This is a genomic window from Ruegeria sp. YKSF57 (assembly GCF_059612585.1).
Genome location: NZ_JBXWQW010000017.1, coordinates 64,910 through 84,076, shown reverse-complemented (window position 1 = coordinate 84,076; position 19,167 = coordinate 64,910). Strand labels below are relative to the sequence as shown.

Sequence of the window (19,167 nt, the reverse complement as noted above, 5' to 3'; positions counted from 1 at the left end):
CATGGCATCATACAACACGCGCAGTCGCGATCCGTTGCTGGACAGCAAGATGCAGGCGGCAATCGAAAGGCGTGGCAAGGAACTGATCGGGATCGTATTGATCCTGCTGGGGTTGGCTGCCGCTGCGATGATCGTTTCCTATACACCGGACGACCCGAACTGGATGGTATCGACAGACGCGCCGGTTCAGAACTGGATGGGACGAGCGGGTGCATCCATCGCAGCACCGTTGTTCATGATTGTGGGTTGGGGCAGCTGGGGCGTCGCTCTGGTGCTGACGGGCTGGGGCGTTCGGTTTGCAGTTCATTCGGGCGAAGACCGGGCCATCGCACGCCTGATCTTTGCTCCGATCTGGATTGCGATCGTATCCGTCTATGCTGCGACACTTGTTCCGGGTGATGCATGGCGCACAACGCACAGCTTTGGCCTTGGCGGGCTGTTCGGGGATACCGTGATGGGTGCGCTGCTGACGCTGTTACCCATATCGTCGCACTTCATGGTCAAGATGATGTCGCTTGCGATGGCCGCAGGCATGTTGACGCTGGGTGTGTTTGTTCTCGGTTTCACTATGGCCGACGTAAGACGCGGTTTCCGGGCGTTTCTGCTGGGCCTGGTGATGACTTACGACATGCTGATGGCACTCATAGGGCGCGGGGCACAGGCGACGGCGCGGGCGGCACGGGACCGTCGGGCGCAATGGGCCGATGGACGCGCTGCAGCGCGCGCTGTGATCAACCATTCAATTGATGACGACACAGCATTTTCGGAAGAGTTTTTTGAAGAAGGCTATGCCCATCCCCCTCAGGCGGAACGCACTCCGAAATCTGGACTGCTGGCACGCATGCCGGGCCTGATCCGTCGCCCCGACCCAATGCCAGAACCTGAACTGGTCGAAGCCGTACCGGTACAGGGTTATGACGAGATGCCCGGGGACGACCGTATTCGATCCAAGATTGCCGCGGCTGTGCGGAACCGGCAGGTTGCCACCGGTTCGATGGAGCCTGAACCAGATCCAAACAGGCCGCTGACCAGAGGGCGTGGGCGTGGGCCGGATCCACTGATCCTGAATGTGAACCGGGGTGGCGAACTGCCACCCGAGCCGCCGCTGACTGCAGGTGTAACATTGCCGATGGAACCAGCGCTGAATGCTTTTGAGCCGGGTTGGGATCAAGCCGGTCACGAGCATGTGGTCGAAACCTATGACGATTTTGCCGATGAACCGATGATCGACGAAGAGTCGGAAGTTTCACCCTCTACTCCTCGTATGCCGATCCCGATTGCAGAGCCACGCAAACCCGTCGTGGCACAACCCGTCCGCCGTGTGCCACAACCTTCGCGTCGGGCGCAGGCCGAGGCGCAACCGGCGCTGTCCTTTGAAGACAACGCTGCTGATTTTGAGCTGCCGCCGCTCAACCTGCTGTCCAACCCAGCAAACATCCAGCGCCATCACCTCAGCGACGAAGCGCTTGAGGAAAACGCGCGGATGCTGGAAAACGTGCTCGACGATTATGGGGTTAAGGGCGAGATCGTCAGCGTCCGCCCCGGTCCCGTCGTCACCATGTACGAGCTGGAACCGGCGCCGGGCCTCAAGGCCAGCCGCGTCATCGGCTTGGCCGACGACATCGCACGCTCGATGTCGGCGCTTTCAGCGCGGGTCTCGACCGTGCCGGGCCGCTCGGTCATCGGGATCGAATTACCTAACGACAATCGCGAAATGGTGGTGTTGAGGGAAATCCTGGCCAGCCGGGATTTTGGAGACGGAAATCATGCTTTGCCGTTGGCGCTGGGCAAAGACATCGGTGGCGGTTCGGTTGTGGCCAACCTCGCCAAGATGCCCCACCTGCTGATTGCCGGGACCACGGGGTCGGGTAAGTCGGTGGCGATCAACACCATGATCCTGTCGCTGCTCTACAAGCTGACGCCAGACGAATGCCGCCTGATCATGATCGATCCCAAGATGCTGGAGCTTTCGGTTTATGACGGCATTCCGCATCTGCTAAGTCCTGTTGTGACCGATCCGAAAAAAGCGGTCGTTGCCTTGAAATGGGTCGTGGGCGAGATGGAGGATCGGTATCGCAAGATGTCCAAGATGGGCGTGCGCAACATCGCGGGCTATAATGGTCGGGTGAAGGACGCGCTGTCCAAAGGTGAGATGTTCAGCCGTACTGTCCAAACTGGATTTGACGAGGAAACCGGCGAGCCGATTTTCGAGACAGAACAGTTCGAACCCAAGGCCATGCCATATATCGTTGTCATCGTCGACGAGATGGCCGACCTGATGATGGTCGCAGGCAAGGAAATCGAGGCTTGCATCCAACGTCTGGCGCAAATGGCGCGCGCCTCGGGTATTCACCTGATTATGGCGACGCAGCGCCCGTCTGTCGACGTCATCACCGGCACAATCAAGGCCAACTTCCCCACTCGGATTTCGTTTCAGGTAACCTCAAAGGTCGACAGCCGTACCATTCTAGGCGAAATGGGCGCCGAGCAACTGTTGGGGCAGGGCGATATGCTCTATATGGCTGGTGGGGCCAAGATAACTCGTTGCCATGGACCGTTCGTGTCGGATGAAGAGGTCGAAGAGGTCGTCAACCACCTGAAAGCATTTGGCCCAGCCGATTATGTGGGTGGTGTGGTTGAAGGCCCGGACGAGGAAAAGGCAGACAACATCGACGCAGTTCTGGGTCTGAATACCGGCGGCAACACCGATGGTGAAGATGCGCTCTACGACACAGCCGTTGCGATCGTGATCAAGGATCGCAAATGTTCGACCTCCTACATCCAGCGAAAGCTTGCTATCGGCTATAACAAGGCTGCTCGGCTGGTCGAGCAGATGGAGGACGAAGGCATAGTTTCGCCGGCCAACCATGTCGGCAAGCGCGAAATTCTGGTGCCAGAACAATAGGGCATTCCAAAGCGAGGGCAGAACACTTATCTGATCACTATGAAACAGATCGCTTATGCCCTTGCATTTTCCTTACTGGCCCCAGTGGCCTGGGCCGCAGACAAACTGCCGCTTGCAGACATTTCGAACTACCTCAACAGCTTGAAAACTGTTGAAACCACATTCACCCAAGTCAATGATGATGCTTCCCTAAGCACTGGAAAGTTGTGGTTGCAGCGTCCGGGTCGGATGCGGTTCGAATACGACCCGCCCGAGCGAGCAGTGGTGTTGGCCAAAGGCGGATCGGTGATCATCCACGATCCCAAATCCAACCAACCGCCCGAGCAGTACCCGCTCAGGCGAACGCCACTGTCCATCGTTCTGGCCCCGACCGTGGATCTTGGTCGAGCCAACATGGTCGTAGGACATGAATTCGACGGCACCGCGACCGTTGTTACAGCGCAGGATCCGGAAAATCCGGATTACGGCAAGATTGAACTGATGTTCACGAGCGATCCGGTGGAGCTGCGCAAATGGGTCGTGCATGACAGTGGCGGAGCACGAACGACCGTGATCCTGGGGCCGCTGACAACGGGAAACAGCCTGAACCAGAACCTATTCATCGACGGAGAACCGCGCGTCTCGGGCAATCGCTGAAGCGCGCTGCATCAAGGGCTAGTATCGGCAACCTGTCAATTGCTGACGGTACAGGTCGGCACGGGAATCAACGTCGTCGGCGACGCGTAACAACCAGGATTTGCCATTGTGGCTTCCGCGTGCGTAACCGGCATGGCCTTCGTGATAGGCCAGATACTGGTTTCGCGTATCACTGGGGTGGATGCCGTTCTTTTCCCAGCTTTTGTTCATGTACCAACCCATGAAATCGGACGCGTCTCGAATACGGTTCCGCTTTGCACGCCGTTTTCCGGTTTCCTTCTGGTACTGTTCCCACGTTCCGTCCAAAGCTTGGCTAAAGCCATAAGCACTGCTCTGCCGCCCCATCGGGATCACGCCCAGAACGAACTTGTGCGGCGTGCGGGCGTCAGCGCGATAACGGCTTTCCTGATAGATGGTTGCCATCTGAACATGGACCGGGACACCCCATTTGCGTTCGGTCGATTTGAAAGCTTTGATATAGTCGGGGCGCTCTCTTGCAATGCTGCAAGCGTCATTGAGATTGCGCGGAGGAGTCTTGGACCCACCGCTGCACGACGCTAGCATCAGCACCGCCAATAGTGCGCAAAGAGATCTGCTCATCTGCCTCTTGCCTTTTTTTTCAGATGATAGCGCAACTCGCGACGCGATGAAATCACATTCGGTTATGAAGGGTCCTTCAACAGTGCAATTTGGTGTATCTCCACCTCAGTTGTGGAATGAGTACAACAGTTGATGGCGCAAAGGAAAAATTGACGTGGCAACAACCTGTGGGGATAACTGTAAAGTCAGAGTTCACAGACTGTTTCCTGCGATTTCTGAGCAAGTATTGGACTTTTGCGATGCGTTAAGGGTAAAAATGACTTTGGGGGCCAAGTAATGTTGAAAACACACGCAAAATACCACCTTGGACAAGTGGTTCGTCATAAAAAGCACCCTTTCCGAGGGGTGGTTTTTGACGTTGATCCAGAATTTTCTAACACTGAAGAATGGTATCAAGCGATTCCCGAGGACAGCCGACCGGCGAAAGAGCAACCATTCTATCATCTTCTCGCCGAGAACGATCAGTCTTATTACGTTGCTTATGTTTCCGAACAGAACCTGATCGAAGACTGGTCCGGGGAACCTGTCGATCACCCGGACATCCCGGATATGTTTGGCCCATTTCGGGACGGGGCTTACCCGCTTCATTTCCAACTAAATTGAAAGTCCAGCAGCGTTTTTTTGGCATCAGTATCCCAGTGCGCAACCGTCTTTTCGCGGATCGCTGGCGCCTTCCAGGACACCATCATCTCGAATTCGAATGGCCTGAGCACCCCCGAGCGGTGCTTCGGGCGTCTCGATCTTGTGCCCTAGATCGGTCAACTGTTGTTTCACTTCATTCGGATATCCACGTTCGATTTTTAGAACACAGCTGTCGGCAAATGCCCGAGGCGCTGCAATGGCCTCCTGCAAACCCATGCCGGCATCGGTGAGGTTTGTAACGAACCGGGCATGACCCGTTGGCTGATAGGCGCCGCCCATGACGCCGAATGGCATTGTTACCCGACCATTCTCGCGCAGCATTCCGGGGATGATGGTGTGCATCGGGCGTTTACCGCCGCCTAACTCGTTCGGATGGCCGGCGGTCAGATTGAAGCCAGCACCTCTGTTTTGCAGCAATATGCCAAATTTGTCTGACGCAATGCCAGATCCGAAACTGTGATAAATCGAATAAATCAGTGACACGGCCATTCGGTCCCGATCCACGACGGTGATATACACCGTATCCTTGTGAATCGCCTCGGTCAGAGACTTCACCGGTGGTAATACTTTAGTGGCGTTGATCAGGCTCGCAAGTTTTGAGGCGGTTTCCGGGGCAAGCATATGTTCCAGCCGCTCAGTGCTATCCGGATCGGCAATGAAGCGGTTGCGTGCGTCATAGGCGAGTTTTGTTGCTTCGGCTTCGATATGCACGCGTTCGCAACCCAACGGGTTCATCGATGCCAGATCGAAATGGCTGAGGATGTTTAGCAGCAAAAGTGCCGTCGCCCCTTGGCCGTTTGGTGGGTGTTCAACTAGTTCGACGTCTTTATAGATGGTGCTTACGGAAGTTGTTTGGGTGCAGCGAGTGTTGGCGAAATCTTCAAGCGTGTGTACTCCACCCAAAGCGTTGAGCGAGGAGACCATGTCTTCGGCAATTTCGCCGCTATAAAAGGCCTCTCTCCCGCCACGCGCGATTCGGCGCAAGACTTCGGCCTGTTGGGGAGCGCGAAACAACTGACCTATTATTGGGATTCTCCCGCCGACCAAATAAAAGTGCCGACCAGCGCCTTGCAAGTTTCCGGATCCCAAACCCCAATCGAACGCGACTCTGGGTGCGATGGGAACTCCTGCCTCGGCATAGTGGATTGCCGGCTGTAGCAACCTGTCCAGGCCCAAGCGACCTTCGGTTTCCGAAAGGTGGCAGAACGCATCGACAGCACCGGGTACAGTCACAGCATGAGGGCTGTACAAAGGCATTGAACTATAGCCGCAATTGCGCAGATCTCGAGCGCTGGATGCATTTGCTGATCTGCCGGATCCGTTCAGGGCATGAACAACTGAGTTGCCCGAACGGTTGAACAAGACAAAGCAATCACCGCCGATCCCCGTCATTTGCGGTTCACAGATGCCTAAAAGAGTCGCTCCCGCTATTGCAGCGTCCATCGCATTGCCGCCAATTTTGAGAATGTCCAATGCGGCTTGCGTTGCGAGTGGATGAGACGTTGCACACATCCCTTCAGTTGCCAGAACTTCGGATCGCCCCGGCTGGTGAAAATCACGCATTTTTCGCCTCTTCCTGTCGAACGTGCGGAAGTTAGGCTGTGTTGGCAGAAAGTCCAATAACAGTTTTTAGGGGGGTGTTCCTCGGCGCCGCTCACTGGTGGGGGCTGTGACGCATGGCGCCGAGGGAAGCTATCTTGAGCTACATGATCAGGTTCGTCCAAGTTTGCGGCGGGACAATGTTGTGACCTTGACTTTATTATGGCGAAGGGTGGAAGTTTTGGGGCATATCAAAGCGTAAGGACAAGCGGTTATACCCTTGTTTGCGCTCGTACTTGATATCGTTGGCAATTTGGCGAATCAGAAACCAGCCAAACCCACCCTCGGGTAGTTCCTGCAGGCAGGTATCTACATCTGCGGGCTCTCCCAAGGGGACTTTGCCGCCGGGCAACGGATTCCCGGTATCGGAAACAAGGATATCCAGGCGATCCTGTGTTTGACGACAGTTTATTCGAACCTGAGCCGGCTCGACGCCAGCATATGCGTGTTCCACTACATTGTTGATTGCTTCGGTCAGGGCAATTCGCACCTCGCCTGCATGCTCTTCGGAAAGCCCAAGGGACCGAAAATGGGCAGCTAGCGCTGATATTCCGGCGCTGGCCTCGGTCTCGGTGGCTAGAAACGCCAGCTCAAAAAAATTTCTGTCGGACGCGCGCTTCAAAACGTTTGCCTCCGGCTATCGGGATACCGCTGCTTCTGCCAGGGCGCTGTCCAGGTTGGGGAAAAGGACAAAAACCGTATCCATGCGCGTCAAACGAAAGACCTTTTCTACCATCGGCGACAGTCCGACCAGATCCAGACGGCGTTCGCCCCCAAGTTGCTTCATTGAGGCCACAATGGCACCCAATCCGCTGGAATCTATAAATTCGACGGCAGTCAGATCAAGGATCACATACTCTGCGCCACTTTCCGTCTCGTTGCGCATATCTTCTTTGAACTGGATCGCCATCGCCGCATCAATACGATCCGCGTGCACGGTGATCACCTGAACGTTTCCCGCCGCAGTGCTGGTTAGCCCCATACCTGCCCCCTAAAAAGCGTAATCCTTGCGTAGAAATACGCTAGACGTCAAATCTTACCATTCGGTATTCAAGTCCCTGGATCAGGAGGAATATTTAAAATGAAGGCTGTTGTCATTGCTGGGGCTGCACGGACACCTATGGGCGGGTTTCAGGGTATGTTTGGCGGGGTTTCCGCCGCCGATCTTGGGGGGGCGGCGATCCGCGCCGCGCTGCAAGGTGCGGGTGTATGTACAGTGGACGAGGTTCTGATGGGTTGCGTTTTGCCCGCTGGGCAAGGGCAGGCCCCGGCACGGCAAGCAGGCTTTGCTGGCGGTCTGGGTGAAGAGGTGCCCGCGACAACGCTCAACAAGATGTGCGGGTCGGGTATGAAGGCGGCCATGATGGCTTTTGACCAGATCGCGCTGGGGCAAGCCGATACGATGATCGCGGGTGGGATGGAAAGCATGACCAATGCACCATATCTTCTGCCCAAGATGCGTGGTGGTGCCCGGATTGGCCACGGACAGGTTGTGGATCACATGTTCCTTGATGGCCTCGAGGATGCCTATGACAAGGGCCGCCTGATGGGAACTTTCGCCGAGGATTGCGCTGAAACCTATCAGTTCACCCGTGAGGCGCAGGACGAATATGCGCTTCAATCCCTCTCCAACGCGCTAAAGGCCCAGGATAACGGGGCATTCCATGGCGAAATCACCGCCGTGAATGTGAAAACGCGCAAAGGAGAAGTGATTTGCGACGCCGACGAACAGCCAAAATCCGCGCGTCCGGACAAGATACCCTCTCTGAAACCGGCCTTCCGCTCGGACGGTACTGTGACGGCTGCGAATTCATCGTCCATCTCTGATGGGGCTGCCGCACTGGTTCTGGCTTCTGCCGAGGCGGCCGAGGCTCAAGGCTTGGCCGTGCGGGCCCGTATTGTTGGGCATGCAAGCCATGCTCAGGCGCCGGGTCTTTTCACCACCGCACCCGTACCGGCTGCGAAGAAGCTTCTCGATCGCATCGGCTGGAACAAGGACGATGTTGATCTGTGGGAAGTCAACGAGGCTTTTGCTGTCGTTCCCATGGCCTTCATGAGAGAAATGGGCTTGCCGCGTGAAATCATAAACGTAAACGGCGGCGCCTGCGCCTTGGGGCACCCGATTGGGGCCTCGGGAGCACGCATAATCGTGACGCTTCTGAACGCGTTGGAGAAACGAAACCTCAAACGCGGGGTGGCAGCTATATGCATTGGTGGTGGCGAAGGCACGGCCATCGCCGTTGAGCGCATTTGACCATTCATCTTTTTCCAAATATTCCGGGGGCAACGCCCCCGGCATTGTTGAAAGAAAACAATCATGAACGCCGACTACGCCTCTCTTGCAAAAACCATCGCCGCCCTCACCGAAGGCGAAACCGATGAAGTGGCGCTGATGGCCACCGTCGCCTGTGAGGTGCATCATGCCGACGACCGCTTCGATTGGACGGGATTTTATCGTGTTACGGAACCTAAACTGCTCAAGATTGGCCCTTATCAGGGCGGCCATGGCTGTCTTGCCATTCCTTTCGATCGTGGCGTTTGCGGTGCCGCAGCGCGGACTGGAGAAGTGCTTATAGTTCCCGATGTAGATGCCTTCCCCGGACATATTGCATGCGCATCTTCGACCCGGTCCGAGTTGGTTTTGCCGGTGCGCAACGGAAGCGGTGAAGTCATCGCGGTTTTTGATATCGACAGTGATCAGCCAGATGCGTTTACGACAAAAGATGCCGAGGCCCTGTCATCGATCCTGTCTCGGGTTTTTTCTCGTTCGTAAGTCACGCTGCCAACCAGTGTCAGGGAAAAAAAGGCGGCTTACCTTCGGTTAACCAGACATATCCCACCACCTGTGCGGCAACGATCGCAATCAGCCAAACTGTGAACCTACGTTTGCGGCTCTTGTGGCGGAAAACCCATCTTCCCAAAACCGCCCCAGGGCTACCACCGATCACCGCCAGCCATAACAGAGTGCGCTCGGAAATACGCTTGCGACGGCCTGCGCGCAATTTGTCCCAGCCGAAGGCCAGTAAGGTCAACAGGTTGACGGCCCATAGATACATCACTGCAATCCACATTAGGCGGACATAGCCAATCGGGCCCCGGCCATCAAATGAAAAATCTCTTGGAAATTTCACGAACCTGCGGCATCGTGAAAAAGTGAGTAGAAATTTCACGAGATTCGGAGCGGTTTTTTGAACACGCAAGCCCGTCACAGCGCCACACTCGGGGCCGATATCCGCGCCTTGCGCAAGGCGCGTGGCTTGACGCTGACCGAGATCGCGAGGCGTCTTAACCGTTCGGTTGGTTGGCTCAGCCAGGTAGAGCGCGACAAGTCCGAACCTTCGATCTCGGACCTGCGCCAGATTGCGGCATGTCTAGGCGTGCCGATGTCGATGCTTTTCGCCCATTCCGCGGCACTTAAAGACGAGCAGGGATATGTCGTCCGCGCCGGGTCGCGCCGCCCGATGGGTTCTGGTGAGGAAGGGCTGATCGAAGAACTGCTTTCTCCTGATCTGACAGATGACTTTGAAATGGTGCATTCGACCTTCCGGCCCCGTTCGCGGATGCAGACCCCAGCCAACCGGCCAACGCAGGAGGTCGGATACATGGTTTCGGGTCGGCTGGATCTGATTATCGGTAACCGCGCCTTTACCGTTGGTCCCGGCGACAGCTTCCGGATCAAACATGAACCCTATCAATGGGCCAATCCCTATGACGAACCCGCCGTGGCCGTCTGGGTCATCGCCCCACCGGTGTATTGATGAGTTTCGATGCTTGGACGGTATTTGCACTGTTCTGGGTGGTCTTTGTCACCACACCGGGGCCGAATGCGGTCAATTGCATCTCAAACGGAATGAGTCTGCCTTTCGTAAAGGCAATGCTTGGTGTGCTTGCAATCCTGACTCAGGCCAGTGCTTTTCTGATCCTGTCGGCGCTTGGAGTGACCGCGCTTATCGCGGCATCTCCGACCGGTTTTTTTGTCGCCAAACTGATCGGAGCCGGTTTTCTGATATGGCTAGGGGTGCGGGGCTGGATGACTGCCAAAACGCCCGTTCGCGCAGACGAACGCCCGGCTCGCCACGTCTATATACATGCGCTGGCAATTGCCACGATCAACCCAAAAAGCGTAGCGGGATACCTGGCGGCTTTTTCGCAGTTCGTTCAACCGGATGTACCGATCTGGCAGCAAATGGTGGTCATCGTACCCACTGCTCTGGCGATAACCACCCTCAGCTATACCGGCTTTACCCTGTTGGGCGCTCTGATGGGCAAGGCCGCCATTGGTGCCGTCTTTAACGTCTGGGTGCGCCGGATCATGGCCACCTGTTTCATCATTTATGGTGTGTTGCTGGGGACCAGTGCCGCGCCTGCAGCTAGAGGATAACGCAATGCATACTGGCTCCTGCTTGTGCGGCTCGGTTTCCTTCAACATCGACGGAGAGCTTTCCCCGCCTTCGGTTTGCCATTGCAGTCAGTGCCGCAAGCAGTCAGGGCATGTCTGGGCATCGACCTCGACGCATCAAGATAACTTGACGTTCAGCACTTCCCGCGCACTCGGCTGGTTCCGCGCATCGGATACCGCAAAACGCGGGTTCTGCAGTAAATGCGGTACGTTCCTCTTCTGGCAGCACAATGACGAGGACACGATTTCGATCTCGATGGGTGCACTGGACGCGCCCACCGGGCTTGTCCTCGCGCGGCACATCTTTGTGGCCGACAAAGGGGATTATTACGACATCACGGACAACTTGCCTCAACAGGCGCAATGACAGGGACTTAGAACTATGAGTGATTTTCCGACGAAAGCCCGCGTGGTCATCATAGGTGGCGGTGTTGTGGGGACCTCCTCGCTCTACCATCTGGCCAAGAAAGGTTGGACTGACTGCGTTCTGCTCGAAAAAAACGAGTTGACCGCCGGGTCTACATGGCATGCCGCCGGGAACGTACCGACGTTCTCGACTTCCTGGGCGATCATGAACATGCAACGCTACTCGACAGAGCTGTATTCGCGTTTGGGCGAAGAAGTCGATTATCCGATGAACTATCATGTAACTGGGTCTATCCGGTTGGCGCACAGCAAGGAGCGGATGCAGGAGTTCCAGCGCGCCGCTGCCATGGGTCGGTATCAGGGTATGGATATCGAGATCCTCAGCCCGGAAGAAACCAAGGCGCGGTATCCTTTCCTCGAAACCCATGACATTGTAGGCTCGCTCTATGATCCGCATGACGGTGACATCGATCCCGCTCAGCTGACGCAGGCGCTGGCCAAGGGCGCGCGCGACATGGGTGCAAGAATTTTGCGTTTCACCCCGGCCACTGGCGTTACGCAGAACAATGATGGCTCATGGATGGTGCACACTGAAAAAGGCGACATCGCTTGTGATTATGTGGTGAACGCCGCTGGTTACTATGCCCAGCGAGTGGGCGAGTGGTTCAAACCCTATGGCGGGCGCACTGTGCCCATGATGGTGATGAGCCACCAGTACCTGCTAAGTGAAGAGATTCCTGAGATCGAGGCCTATACAAAGGAGTCTGGGAAAAAGCTGCCGTTGCTGCGCGACGTGGATATCTCCTACTACCTGAGGCAGGAAAAGAACGGTTTCAACCTCGGTCCATATGAACCCAATTGCAAGGGGCACTGGATGTCCGAGGACGACCCGATGCCCGAAGACTTCTCGTTTCAGCTATGGAATGACGACCTTGACCGGATCGAGGATATCGTAACCGATGCAATGGAACGCGTTCCGGCGCTTGGCACGGCAGGTGTATCCCGTGTGATTAATGGCCCCATTCCATATGCTCCGGATGGCCTGCCGCTGATTGGCCCGATGCCGGGAGTCAAAAACGCCTTCGAGGCCTGCGTGTTCACCTTTGGCATCGCTCAAGGTGGCGGTGCTGGTAAGGTATTGGCCGAATGGATCGTCGATGGTCACACCGAATGGGACATGTGGGCCGTCGACCCACGTCGTTACACGGACTATACTGATCAGAACTACTGCAACCAGAAGGGCCTGGAAGTCTATGGCAACGAATACGCCATGCATTTCCCGTATCACGAATGGCCCGCTGGGCGTGACAAGAAACTCAGCCCGGTTCATGCAAGGGTGAAAGACCTTGGTGGTGTGATGGGGGCGTTCAACGGATGGGAACGCGCCAATTGGTTTGCGCAGCCGGGTGACGATATCTCACTTGAATCAACCCGCACTTGGGGACGCTCCGGCCCGTGGGCGCAACGCATCAAGGAAGAATGCGAGGCCGTGCGCGACTCTGTCGGGGTACTCGATCTTCCGGGGTTTTCCCGCTTCAATCTCGAAGGCACAGGTGCGGCGGACTACCTGCGGGGCTTGATCACAGGTGGCCTTCCGAAAGTCGGCCGGATGAACCTAGTCTATTTCTCGGATAGCCGGGGCCGCATTTTGACGGAAATGTCCTGTATGCGCCATTCCGAGGACCACTTCACCATGATCACCGCGGGTGCAGCCCAATGGCATGATTTCGAGTTGCTGAAAGGCAACTTGCCTGCGGGAGTCAGTCTGACCGACCATACTCGTGACTGGGGAACCATGATCGTGAGCGGCCCGAAAGCTCGGGACCTACTGGAGCAAATTGGGGCCAAAGCGGATCTGTCCATGGGTTGGCTGACGCATCAGGATGCAGTTTTGGCCGGGCAACCCTGCCGTCTGGTTCGTGTTTCCTTTGCTGGCGAATTGGGATGGGAGGTGCATTGCCTCAATGAGAACCAGCCCGCCATTTATGAGGCTATCCTTGGTGCGGGAGCCAAACCGTTTGGCATGTACGCTCTGAACTCGCTGCGCGTCGAAAAAGGGTACAGGGCGTGGAAAGGTGATCTGTCCACCGACTACTCGTTGCTCGAGGGAGGTCTTGAACGGTTCGTGAAACTCGACAAGCCACAGGACTTCGTTGGCAAGGCTGCAATCCAGAATGAAAAACAGCAAGGGGTAAGTAAAAGCTTCGTGACCCTGATCGTGGAAGCGGATGACGCAGATGCACCGTATATGTCCTGCATCTGGCACGACGGTCAGATCGTAGGGGAAACCACATCAGGGGCCTGGGGCTATCGAGTGAATGCCTCGATTGCCTTGGGTATGGTTCGCTCTGAACTTGCGGTGCCCGGGACCGAGCTTGAGGTGGAAATCTATGGCCAGAAATGCCGCGCCGTGGTTCAGGAAGACCAACCACTTTGGGACCCTGCCAACGAACGGTTGCGCGCCTGATGTGCTAATGTCGGCTCACCAAGACATAGGAGAGAATGATGACCCGGCGCATGCAAGGTATATATCTCACCCGGCACGGTGGGCCAGAGGCGTTGGAATGGCGCGATGATATATCTGTCCCGACCCCCGGGCCGGGACAGGTTCTTGTACGCGTCGCCGCAGCGGCGGTGAACAATACCGATATCAACACGAGGGTGGGTTGGTATTCTTCGAACGTAACCGGGGCCACCAACGAAGTGAACCAAGAAGTCGAGGAAGGTGGATGGGGAGGAGCGTTGAACTTTCCTCGCATTCAGGGCGGTGATCTATGCGGCATCGTCGAGGAAGTCGGTCCTGGTGCAGAGCGATTTCGCGCTGGGCAACGCGTTACATGCCCGGTCAACCTTCCGCGCCCCCGTCCCGGTGCGCCTTGGGGTTATATCGCGCTGGGTTCTGAAATAGACGGAGCATTTGCTGAATATTGCCTCGTCGAGTCTGATGACCTGTATGACGTCTCGGGCTCTCCGCTGACGGATGTCGAGATTGCGGCGATCCCATGTGCGTTCGGCACGGCGGAGAACTTGCTGACCCGCGCTGGCGTCACGGCGGGACATAAGGTCTTGGTCACCGGCGCATCAGGTGGTGTCGGCCTCGCCGCCGTGCAACTTGCTGCTCTTCGGGGTGCCACAGTATGTGGCGTGACCAGTCCGGCCAAGGCCCGCATTGTCAGGGACCAGGGCGCTGCAGAGACTCTCGACCGCGATAGCGCTTTGCCGAATGACACGTTCGAAGTGGTGATCGACGTTGTTGGTGGCCCTGCCTGGCCCGGACTAATTCTGTCCCTAAAACCGGGTGGGCACTATGCTGTATCGGGTGCGATCGCTGGGCCGATTGTCGAAGCGGATTTGCGCGACATCTATCTGCGCGACATCACCATTCATGGCTGCACGCATCAGGCGCCTGAAGTCTTTGGACGTCTCGTTTCGCTCATGAATGAAGGTCGGATTAGGCCGGTTGTTTCAAAAACCTATCCTCTGCGTGACATCCTCCAGGCGCAGGAGGAATTTCAATCCAAATCCCTTCCCGGAAAAATTGTTCTCATTCCATAAAGAGGTCAATCATGGCTGAAATAACGCTTCTGGACGGATCCATTGGTCAAGAACTGGTCAAGCGCAGCGGTAACCGGGCAACTCCGCTTTGGTCCACGCGTGTGATGATCGATCATCCGAACCTGGTAGGTGATGTACATGCTGATTATTTCAGGCGCGGTGCGACTGTGGCGACAACCAACACATACGCAGTCCACCGTTCGCGTCTTGTCCGCGTCGGATTGGAGGATCAGATGCCGGCACTGATCAACACAGCTTTGACGCAGGCAGAACGTGCGCGCGATGTCACGGGCAGTCGTATAGCTGGTTCGCTGGGACCATTGCTGGCCTCATATCGCCCTGATCTGAACCCTGATCCTGCCGAGGCAGCAGAGAAGTTCAGAGAACTGGTGGTGCTTATGTCGAAACGTGTCGATCTTTTTCTGATCGAAACCGTATCTTCGGTTCAAGAGGCCGATGGTGCGCTACGCGGAACACATGAATGCGGAAAACCGGTCTGGCTGGCGCTCACAGTCATGGATGATGATGGCACCCGCCTGCGCTCAGGCGAACCACTGGGCAATATTGCCCCGCTGGTCGCGCGGTTCGACCCTGAAGCCGTCCTGATCAACTGTTCGCCTCCCGAGGCTATCGCGGCAGCGCTAGATATCCTCAAGACGATGGGAAAGCCATACGGGGCCTACGCCAACGGGTTTACCCGCATCTCTGAAGGATTCCTGAAAGATGAACCAACAGTGGATGCACTGGAACAGCGCCAGGACCTAGACCCGGCGGCCTATGCCGAACTCGCAATGGGCTGGATCGTGCAAGGCGCCACGATTGTCGGTGGTTGCTGTGAGGTCGGCCCGGATCATATCGAAGCACTAGCTCACCGCCTCCGCGCTGCGGGCCACAAGATTGCGTGAGGGCAGGCTTGTGACAGCCAGACCGGCAAGACGAAAAGACAATACGGTCCCCAAAAAATGGAAGATCGACATCGTCGTTGCGGACGGCTTTGTATTGATCGAAGTGGCGGGGATTGTCGACGTCATAAGAATTGCTAATCGCGTTTGCCCGCAACCTCCATTTCAATGGGCCTATAGATCACTGGATGGCGGTGTCGTGCGCAGTCGATCCGATGCGTTTGTCGAGACGACGCCGATCCCAACCCAGCCAGATGCCGACTATGTTTTCGTCATCGGAAACTCCGATCCGGACAATCCCGCGCTTTCTCTGACACGGGTGATTTCGGGTTACACATATCGCGGAGCGCAGGTCTTTCTTCTGGCGGAGGCCGCCAGCCGGTATATCAAGGACAAAGGGGCGCAGGATCACGCGACCCACTGGGAGAACGCATCGTTTTTGAGCGAACGTGGCAGCGGGTTTGTCGCCAAGTATTCCATCGCCACCGAACATGGGCCCGTTGTCACCTGCGCTGGTATGGGGTCGACCGTGGATATCGCCTTGGCCTTGATTGGTCGCCATGTTTCGGGAGCGGCCAAAATGACGGTCGCGAACGTGATGCTGCACGAACATATTCGCGACTTCGGCTCGATGCAGCCATATTCCGGTGTCCGGACGAGCGAAACAGGTGACAGTAAACTGGATCAGGCTCTGGAGATCATGCAAGCCAATATCGAAGAACCGGTACCGATCAACGAAATTGTTGCTGCGCTGGACCTGTCGAACCGATCTCTTGAACGCAAGTTCAGAACCTATTTGGGGGCGACACCGAACGGGTACTACAGGGAATTGCGTCTTGCCAAGGCCAACAATCTGCTGCTGAACACGACGATGAGCATCCATGAAATCGGGCTGGCTTGTGGGTTCCCCAACGGTTTTTCGGCGGTCTACAAAAGCGTTTTTGGCATTACGCCCTTTGCCATGCGCAGCAAACGGCGCGCTGGCGAAGCAGGGTGATTTTCCCGATTGTTCTGACGTTTTTGGTGGATTTCTTGCCGTCTTTAAATGGCAAGATGCGGTTAAATCAGAATCGGAGTCTTTGAAAATGGCTGACCTTCCCAACAAGGCCCGCGTGGTCATCATCGGTGGTGGTGTGATCGGATGTTCGGTGGCCTATCACCTGACCAAGATAGGCTGGAAGGACGTCGTACTGCTGGAACGCAAGCAGTTGACGTCCGGAACAACTTGGCACGCGGCCGGCCTGATTGCACAGCTGCGCCCGTCGTCGAACATGACCAAGTTGGCCAAATATACGCAGGAACTTTATGGCAGGATCAGCGAAGAAACCGGGGTGGAAACCGGGTTCCGGCGCACAGGATCGATTAACGTGGCCCTGACCAAAGAGCGCCGCGAAGAACTGTTCCGCACGGCGGCTATGGCACGGGCATTCGGCGTTGAAGTGCATGAACTGACCACGGTAGAGGTCAAGGCGAAATACGAATACCTCAACACCGATGACGTGACCGGGGGTGTTTTTCTTCCGCTGGACGGGCAAGGCGATCCGGCCAATATCGCGTTGGCGATGGCCAAGGGCGCACGTCAGAATGGGGCGTTGATCAAGGAGCGCGTCAAGGTAACCGGTATCAAACGGCACAACCGCCGCGTGACCGGAGTGGACTGGGCATCGGATGATGGTACGGAGCAGGGTCACATCGAATGTGATCACATTGTCAACTGTGCTGGTATGTGGGGTCGTGAAGTTGGCAAAATGGCCGGTGTGAACGTTCCGCTGCATGCCTGTGAACATTTCTATATCGTGACCGAAGCGATTCCGGGTCTTAAACAGATGCCTGTGCTGAGGGTGGCGGATGAATGCGCCTATTACAAGGAAGACGCAGGCAAGATCCTTTTGGGCGCGTTTGAACCAAAGTCCAAACCCTGGGGTATGGACGGCATTCCCGACAGCTTTGAGTTCGACCAGCTTCCCGAAGACTTCGACCATTTCGAGCCGATCCTGGAAGCGGCCTGTAACCGGATGCCGATGCTGGCCGAGGCAGGCATCCATACTTTCTTCAACGGTCCGGAATCCTTTACCCCCGATGATGCTTACCACTTGGGCCTTGCGCCCGAGATGGACAATGTCTGGGTCGCCGCCGGTTTCAACTCTATTGGTATCCAGTCGGCGGGCGGCGCGGGCATGGCATTGGCGCAGTGGATGGAAGATGGTGAAAAACCGTTTGATCTGGGCGATGTGGATATCGGGCGAATGCACCCGTTCCAGGGCAACAAGCACTATCTCTTCGAGCGCTCCAAGGAAACGTTGGGACTGCTTTATGCCGATCACTTCCCCTATCGTCAGATGGCGACGGCTCGAGGGGTGCGGCGCACGCCGTTTCATCATCACCTCAAGGAACAGGGTGCCGTTTTCGGCGAAATCGGCGGATGGGAGCGCGCCAACTGGTTCGCGAAAGAAGGGCAGGAACGCGAATATCGGTATAGCTGGAAGCGGCAGAACTGGTTTGAGAACTCGGCGGCTGAACATCGTGCGGTGCGCGAGAACGTGGGCATGTATGACATGACCTCGTTCGGAAAACTGCGGGTCGAGGGGCCGGACGCCGAGGCGTTTCTGAACAATATCTGCGGCGCGAACTTGAGCGTACCGGTCGGCAAGATCGTCTATACCCAATTCCTCAACACTCGTGGTGGGATCGAGGCGGATGTGACGATCACTCGCCTGTCAGAAACAGCCTTTCTGGTTGTGACCCCGGCTGTAACCCGGTTGGCCGATGAAACGCGTATGCGCCGCCTAGTGGGGGATCACCGCTTGGTCATCACCGATGTCACCAGCACCGAAGGCGTGCTGGCGGTCATGGGGCCGAATTCGCGCGAGTTGCTGAAAAAAGTTTCGCCCAACGACTTTTCCAACGCGGTCAATCCGTTCGGAACCGCGCAACAGATCGAGATCGGTATGGGGATCGCCCGCGCGCACCGGGTTTCTTATGTGGGCGAACTGGGGTGGGAGCTTTATATTCCGACGGAATTTTCGGGTCACGTGTTCGAAACCTTGTGGGAGGCGGGTGAAGATTTGGGCCTGAAACTGTGCGGCATGCACATGATGGACAGCTGCCGCATCGAAAAGGCGTTCCGCCATTTCGGCCACGACATTACCTGCGAAGACAACGTGATCGATGCGGGGCTGGGGTTTGCGGTCGATCTGTCGAAACCTGATTTCATAGGCAAGGCAGCAGTGGCCGAGCGCAAGGAGAGCGGACCGAATTTCCGTATGGTGCAATTTAAACTGACCGATCCCGAGCCTCTTCTGTTCCACAACGAACCTATCGTGCGGGATGGCGAATATATTGGCTATCTGAGTTCGGGTAACTATGGTCACGCACTGGGTGCGGCCATCGGTATGGGCTATGTGCCCTGCCGCGGTGAAAAGGCGGCGGATATTTTCGCCTCGACATACGAGATCGACGTGTGCGGGACCAAGGTCAAGGCCGAGGCTTCGCTCAAGCCGATGTATGATCCTAAATCCGAGCGTGTGAAAGCCTGATCAAACAGAAATTCGAACAACAAAGCC

18 protein-coding genes are annotated in these 19,167 nt (G+C 56.4%); 13 read left to right on the top strand and 5 right to left on the bottom strand.

Annotation, left to right across the window (positions count from 1 at the left end; genetic code table 11):
* Position 1: 1 nt before the first annotated feature.
* Positions 2-2,905, top strand: coding sequence for a DNA translocase FtsK (locus tag AC2FLX_RS09115; protein WP_496810665.1), 2,904 nt, complete (start codon positions 2-4; stop codon positions 2,903-2,905).
* 39 nt (positions 2,906-2,944) lie between these two features.
* A complete protein-coding gene (locus tag AC2FLX_RS09110) occupies positions 2,945-3,541 on the top strand; it encodes a LolA family protein (RefSeq protein ID WP_480750331.1) in 597 nt (198 codons plus the stop codon).
* Between the two features lie 18 nt (positions 3,542-3,559).
* Here the strand turns inward: AC2FLX_RS09110 and AC2FLX_RS09105 are convergent, their stop codons facing one another.
* A complete protein-coding gene (locus AC2FLX_RS09105; RefSeq protein ID WP_480750329.1) occupies positions 3,560-4,141 on the bottom strand; it encodes a transglycosylase SLT domain-containing protein in 582 nt (193 codons plus the stop codon).
* Between the two features lie 276 nt (positions 4,142-4,417).
* Between AC2FLX_RS09105 and hspQ the strand changes: the two genes are divergently transcribed.
* The gene (hspQ, locus tag AC2FLX_RS09100) at positions 4,418-4,744 is read left to right on the top strand and encodes a heat shock protein HspQ (RefSeq protein ID WP_480750327.1); all 327 of its coding nucleotides are present in this window, start codon (positions 4,418-4,420) and stop codon (positions 4,742-4,744) included.
* 24 nt (positions 4,745-4,768) lie between these two features.
* Here hspQ and AC2FLX_RS09095 read toward each other — a convergent pair whose 3' ends face one another.
* The 3 genes from AC2FLX_RS09095 to AC2FLX_RS09085 form a co-directional block, all read right to left on the bottom strand.
* The gene (locus tag AC2FLX_RS09095; protein WP_496810664.1) at positions 4,769-6,346 is read right to left on the bottom strand and encodes a gamma-glutamyltransferase family protein; all 1,578 of its coding nucleotides are present in this window, start codon (positions 6,344-6,346) and stop codon (positions 4,769-4,771) included.
* Positions 6,347-6,542: 196 nt separating this feature from the next.
* Positions 6,543-7,004: an ATP-binding protein gene (locus AC2FLX_RS09090; protein WP_480750325.1), complete on the bottom strand. Its 462-nt coding sequence runs from the start codon at positions 7,002-7,004 to the stop codon at positions 6,543-6,545.
* Between the two features lie 15 nt (positions 7,005-7,019).
* A complete protein-coding gene (locus tag AC2FLX_RS09085; protein WP_480750324.1) occupies positions 7,020-7,364 on the bottom strand; it encodes an STAS domain-containing protein in 345 nt (114 codons plus the stop codon).
* Between the two features lie 99 nt (positions 7,365-7,463).
* On the opposite strand from AC2FLX_RS09085, the gene AC2FLX_RS09080 reads away from it, so the two are divergent.
* Positions 7,464-8,636: a thiolase family protein gene (locus tag AC2FLX_RS09080; RefSeq protein ID WP_496810663.1), complete on the top strand. Its 1,173-nt coding sequence runs from the start codon at positions 7,464-7,466 to the stop codon at positions 8,634-8,636.
* Between the two features lie 63 nt (positions 8,637-8,699).
* A complete protein-coding gene (locus AC2FLX_RS09075; protein WP_480750320.1) occupies positions 8,700-9,155 on the top strand; it encodes a GAF domain-containing protein in 456 nt (151 codons plus the stop codon).
* A gap of 19 nt (positions 9,156-9,174) precedes the next feature.
* On the opposite strand, the gene AC2FLX_RS09070 is transcribed toward AC2FLX_RS09075, so the two are convergent.
* Positions 9,175-9,582 (bottom strand): DUF1294 domain-containing protein, encoded by a 408-nt coding sequence (locus AC2FLX_RS09070; RefSeq protein WP_496746179.1) that lies wholly within the window; start codon positions 9,580-9,582, stop codon positions 9,175-9,177.
* Between AC2FLX_RS09070 and AC2FLX_RS09065 the strand changes: the two genes are divergently transcribed.
* The 8 genes from AC2FLX_RS09065 to AC2FLX_RS09030 all read left to right on the top strand — a co-directional run bounded on the left by AC2FLX_RS09065 (position 9,571) and on the right by AC2FLX_RS09030 (position 19,140).
* Positions 9,571-10,140 carry a helix-turn-helix domain-containing protein gene (locus AC2FLX_RS09065; RefSeq protein WP_480750317.1) on the top strand — a complete coding sequence of 190 codons (570 nt, stop codon included), beginning with the start codon at positions 9,571-9,573 and terminating at the stop codon, positions 10,138-10,140. The two genes, AC2FLX_RS09070 and AC2FLX_RS09065, sit on opposite strands and share 12 nt — an antisense overlap.
* Positions 10,140-10,763, top strand: coding sequence for a LysE family translocator (locus AC2FLX_RS09060; protein WP_480750315.1), 624 nt, complete (start codon positions 10,140-10,142; stop codon positions 10,761-10,763). Before AC2FLX_RS09065 ends, AC2FLX_RS09060 begins: the two co-directional genes overlap by 1 nt.
* Positions 10,764-10,767: 4 nt before the next feature.
* Positions 10,768-11,148: a GFA family protein gene (locus tag AC2FLX_RS09055; RefSeq protein ID WP_496810662.1), complete on the top strand. Its 381-nt coding sequence runs from the start codon at positions 10,768-10,770 to the stop codon at positions 11,146-11,148.
* A 15-nt stretch (positions 11,149-11,163) separates the two neighbouring features.
* Positions 11,164-13,614 carry a GcvT family protein gene (locus AC2FLX_RS09050; protein WP_480750313.1) on the top strand — a complete coding sequence of 817 codons (2,451 nt, stop codon included), beginning with the start codon at positions 11,164-11,166 and terminating at the stop codon, positions 13,612-13,614.
* A 38-nt stretch (positions 13,615-13,652) separates the two neighbouring features.
* Complete coding sequence (locus AC2FLX_RS09045) at positions 13,653-14,702, top strand: alcohol dehydrogenase catalytic domain-containing protein (protein WP_480750312.1); 1,050 nt, start codon at positions 13,653-13,655, stop codon at positions 14,700-14,702.
* 11 nt (positions 14,703-14,713) lie between these two features.
* Positions 14,714-15,607, top strand: coding sequence for a homocysteine S-methyltransferase family protein (locus tag AC2FLX_RS09040; protein ID WP_480750311.1), 894 nt, complete (start codon positions 14,714-14,716; stop codon positions 15,605-15,607).
* 10 nt (positions 15,608-15,617) lie between these two features.
* On the top strand, positions 15,618-16,601 hold the full coding sequence (locus tag AC2FLX_RS09035) for a GlxA family transcriptional regulator (protein WP_496746171.1): 984 nt from the start codon (positions 15,618-15,620) through the stop codon (positions 16,599-16,601).
* 88 nt (positions 16,602-16,689) lie between these two features.
* Positions 16,690-19,140 (top strand): GcvT family protein, encoded by a 2,451-nt coding sequence (locus AC2FLX_RS09030; RefSeq protein WP_496810661.1) that lies wholly within the window; start codon positions 16,690-16,692, stop codon positions 19,138-19,140.
* Positions 19,141-19,167: the final 27 nt, after the last annotated feature.

Coding starts and splice junctions, on each gene's coding strand:
- AC2FLX_RS09060 (WP_480750315.1), top strand. CDS start 10,140: ATGAGTTTCGATGCTTGGACGGTATTTGCACTGTTCTGGGTGGTCTTT.
- AC2FLX_RS09050 (WP_480750313.1), top strand. CDS start 11,164: ATGAGTGATTTTCCGACGAAAGCCCGCGTGGTCATCATAGGTGGCGGT.
- AC2FLX_RS09115 (WP_496810665.1), top strand. CDS start 2: ATGGCATCATACAACACGCGCAGTCGCGATCCGTTGCTGGACAGCAAG.
- AC2FLX_RS09055 (WP_496810662.1), top strand. CDS start 10,768: ATGCATACTGGCTCCTGCTTGTGCGGCTCGGTTTCCTTCAACATCGAC.
- AC2FLX_RS09085 (WP_480750324.1), bottom strand. CDS start 7,364: ATGGGGCTAACCAGCACTGCGGCGGGAAACGTTCAGGTGATCACCGTG.
- AC2FLX_RS09030 (WP_496810661.1), top strand. CDS start 16,690: ATGGCTGACCTTCCCAACAAGGCCCGCGTGGTCATCATCGGTGGTGGT.
- hspQ (WP_480750327.1), top strand. CDS start 4,418: ATGTTGAAAACACACGCAAAATACCACCTTGGACAAGTGGTTCGTCAT.
- AC2FLX_RS09045 (WP_480750312.1), top strand. CDS start 13,653: ATGACCCGGCGCATGCAAGGTATATATCTCACCCGGCACGGTGGGCCA.
- AC2FLX_RS09110 (WP_480750331.1), top strand. CDS start 2,945: ATGAAACAGATCGCTTATGCCCTTGCATTTTCCTTACTGGCCCCAGTG.
- AC2FLX_RS09075 (WP_480750320.1), top strand. CDS start 8,700: ATGAACGCCGACTACGCCTCTCTTGCAAAAACCATCGCCGCCCTCACC.
- AC2FLX_RS09080 (WP_496810663.1), top strand. CDS start 7,464: ATGAAGGCTGTTGTCATTGCTGGGGCTGCACGGACACCTATGGGCGGG.
- AC2FLX_RS09095 (WP_496810664.1), bottom strand. CDS start 6,346: ATGCGTGATTTTCACCAGCCGGGGCGATCCGAAGTTCTGGCAACTGAA.
- AC2FLX_RS09105 (WP_480750329.1), bottom strand. CDS start 4,141: ATGAGCAGATCTCTTTGCGCACTATTGGCGGTGCTGATGCTAGCGTCG.
- AC2FLX_RS09040 (WP_480750311.1), top strand. CDS start 14,714: ATGGCTGAAATAACGCTTCTGGACGGATCCATTGGTCAAGAACTGGTC.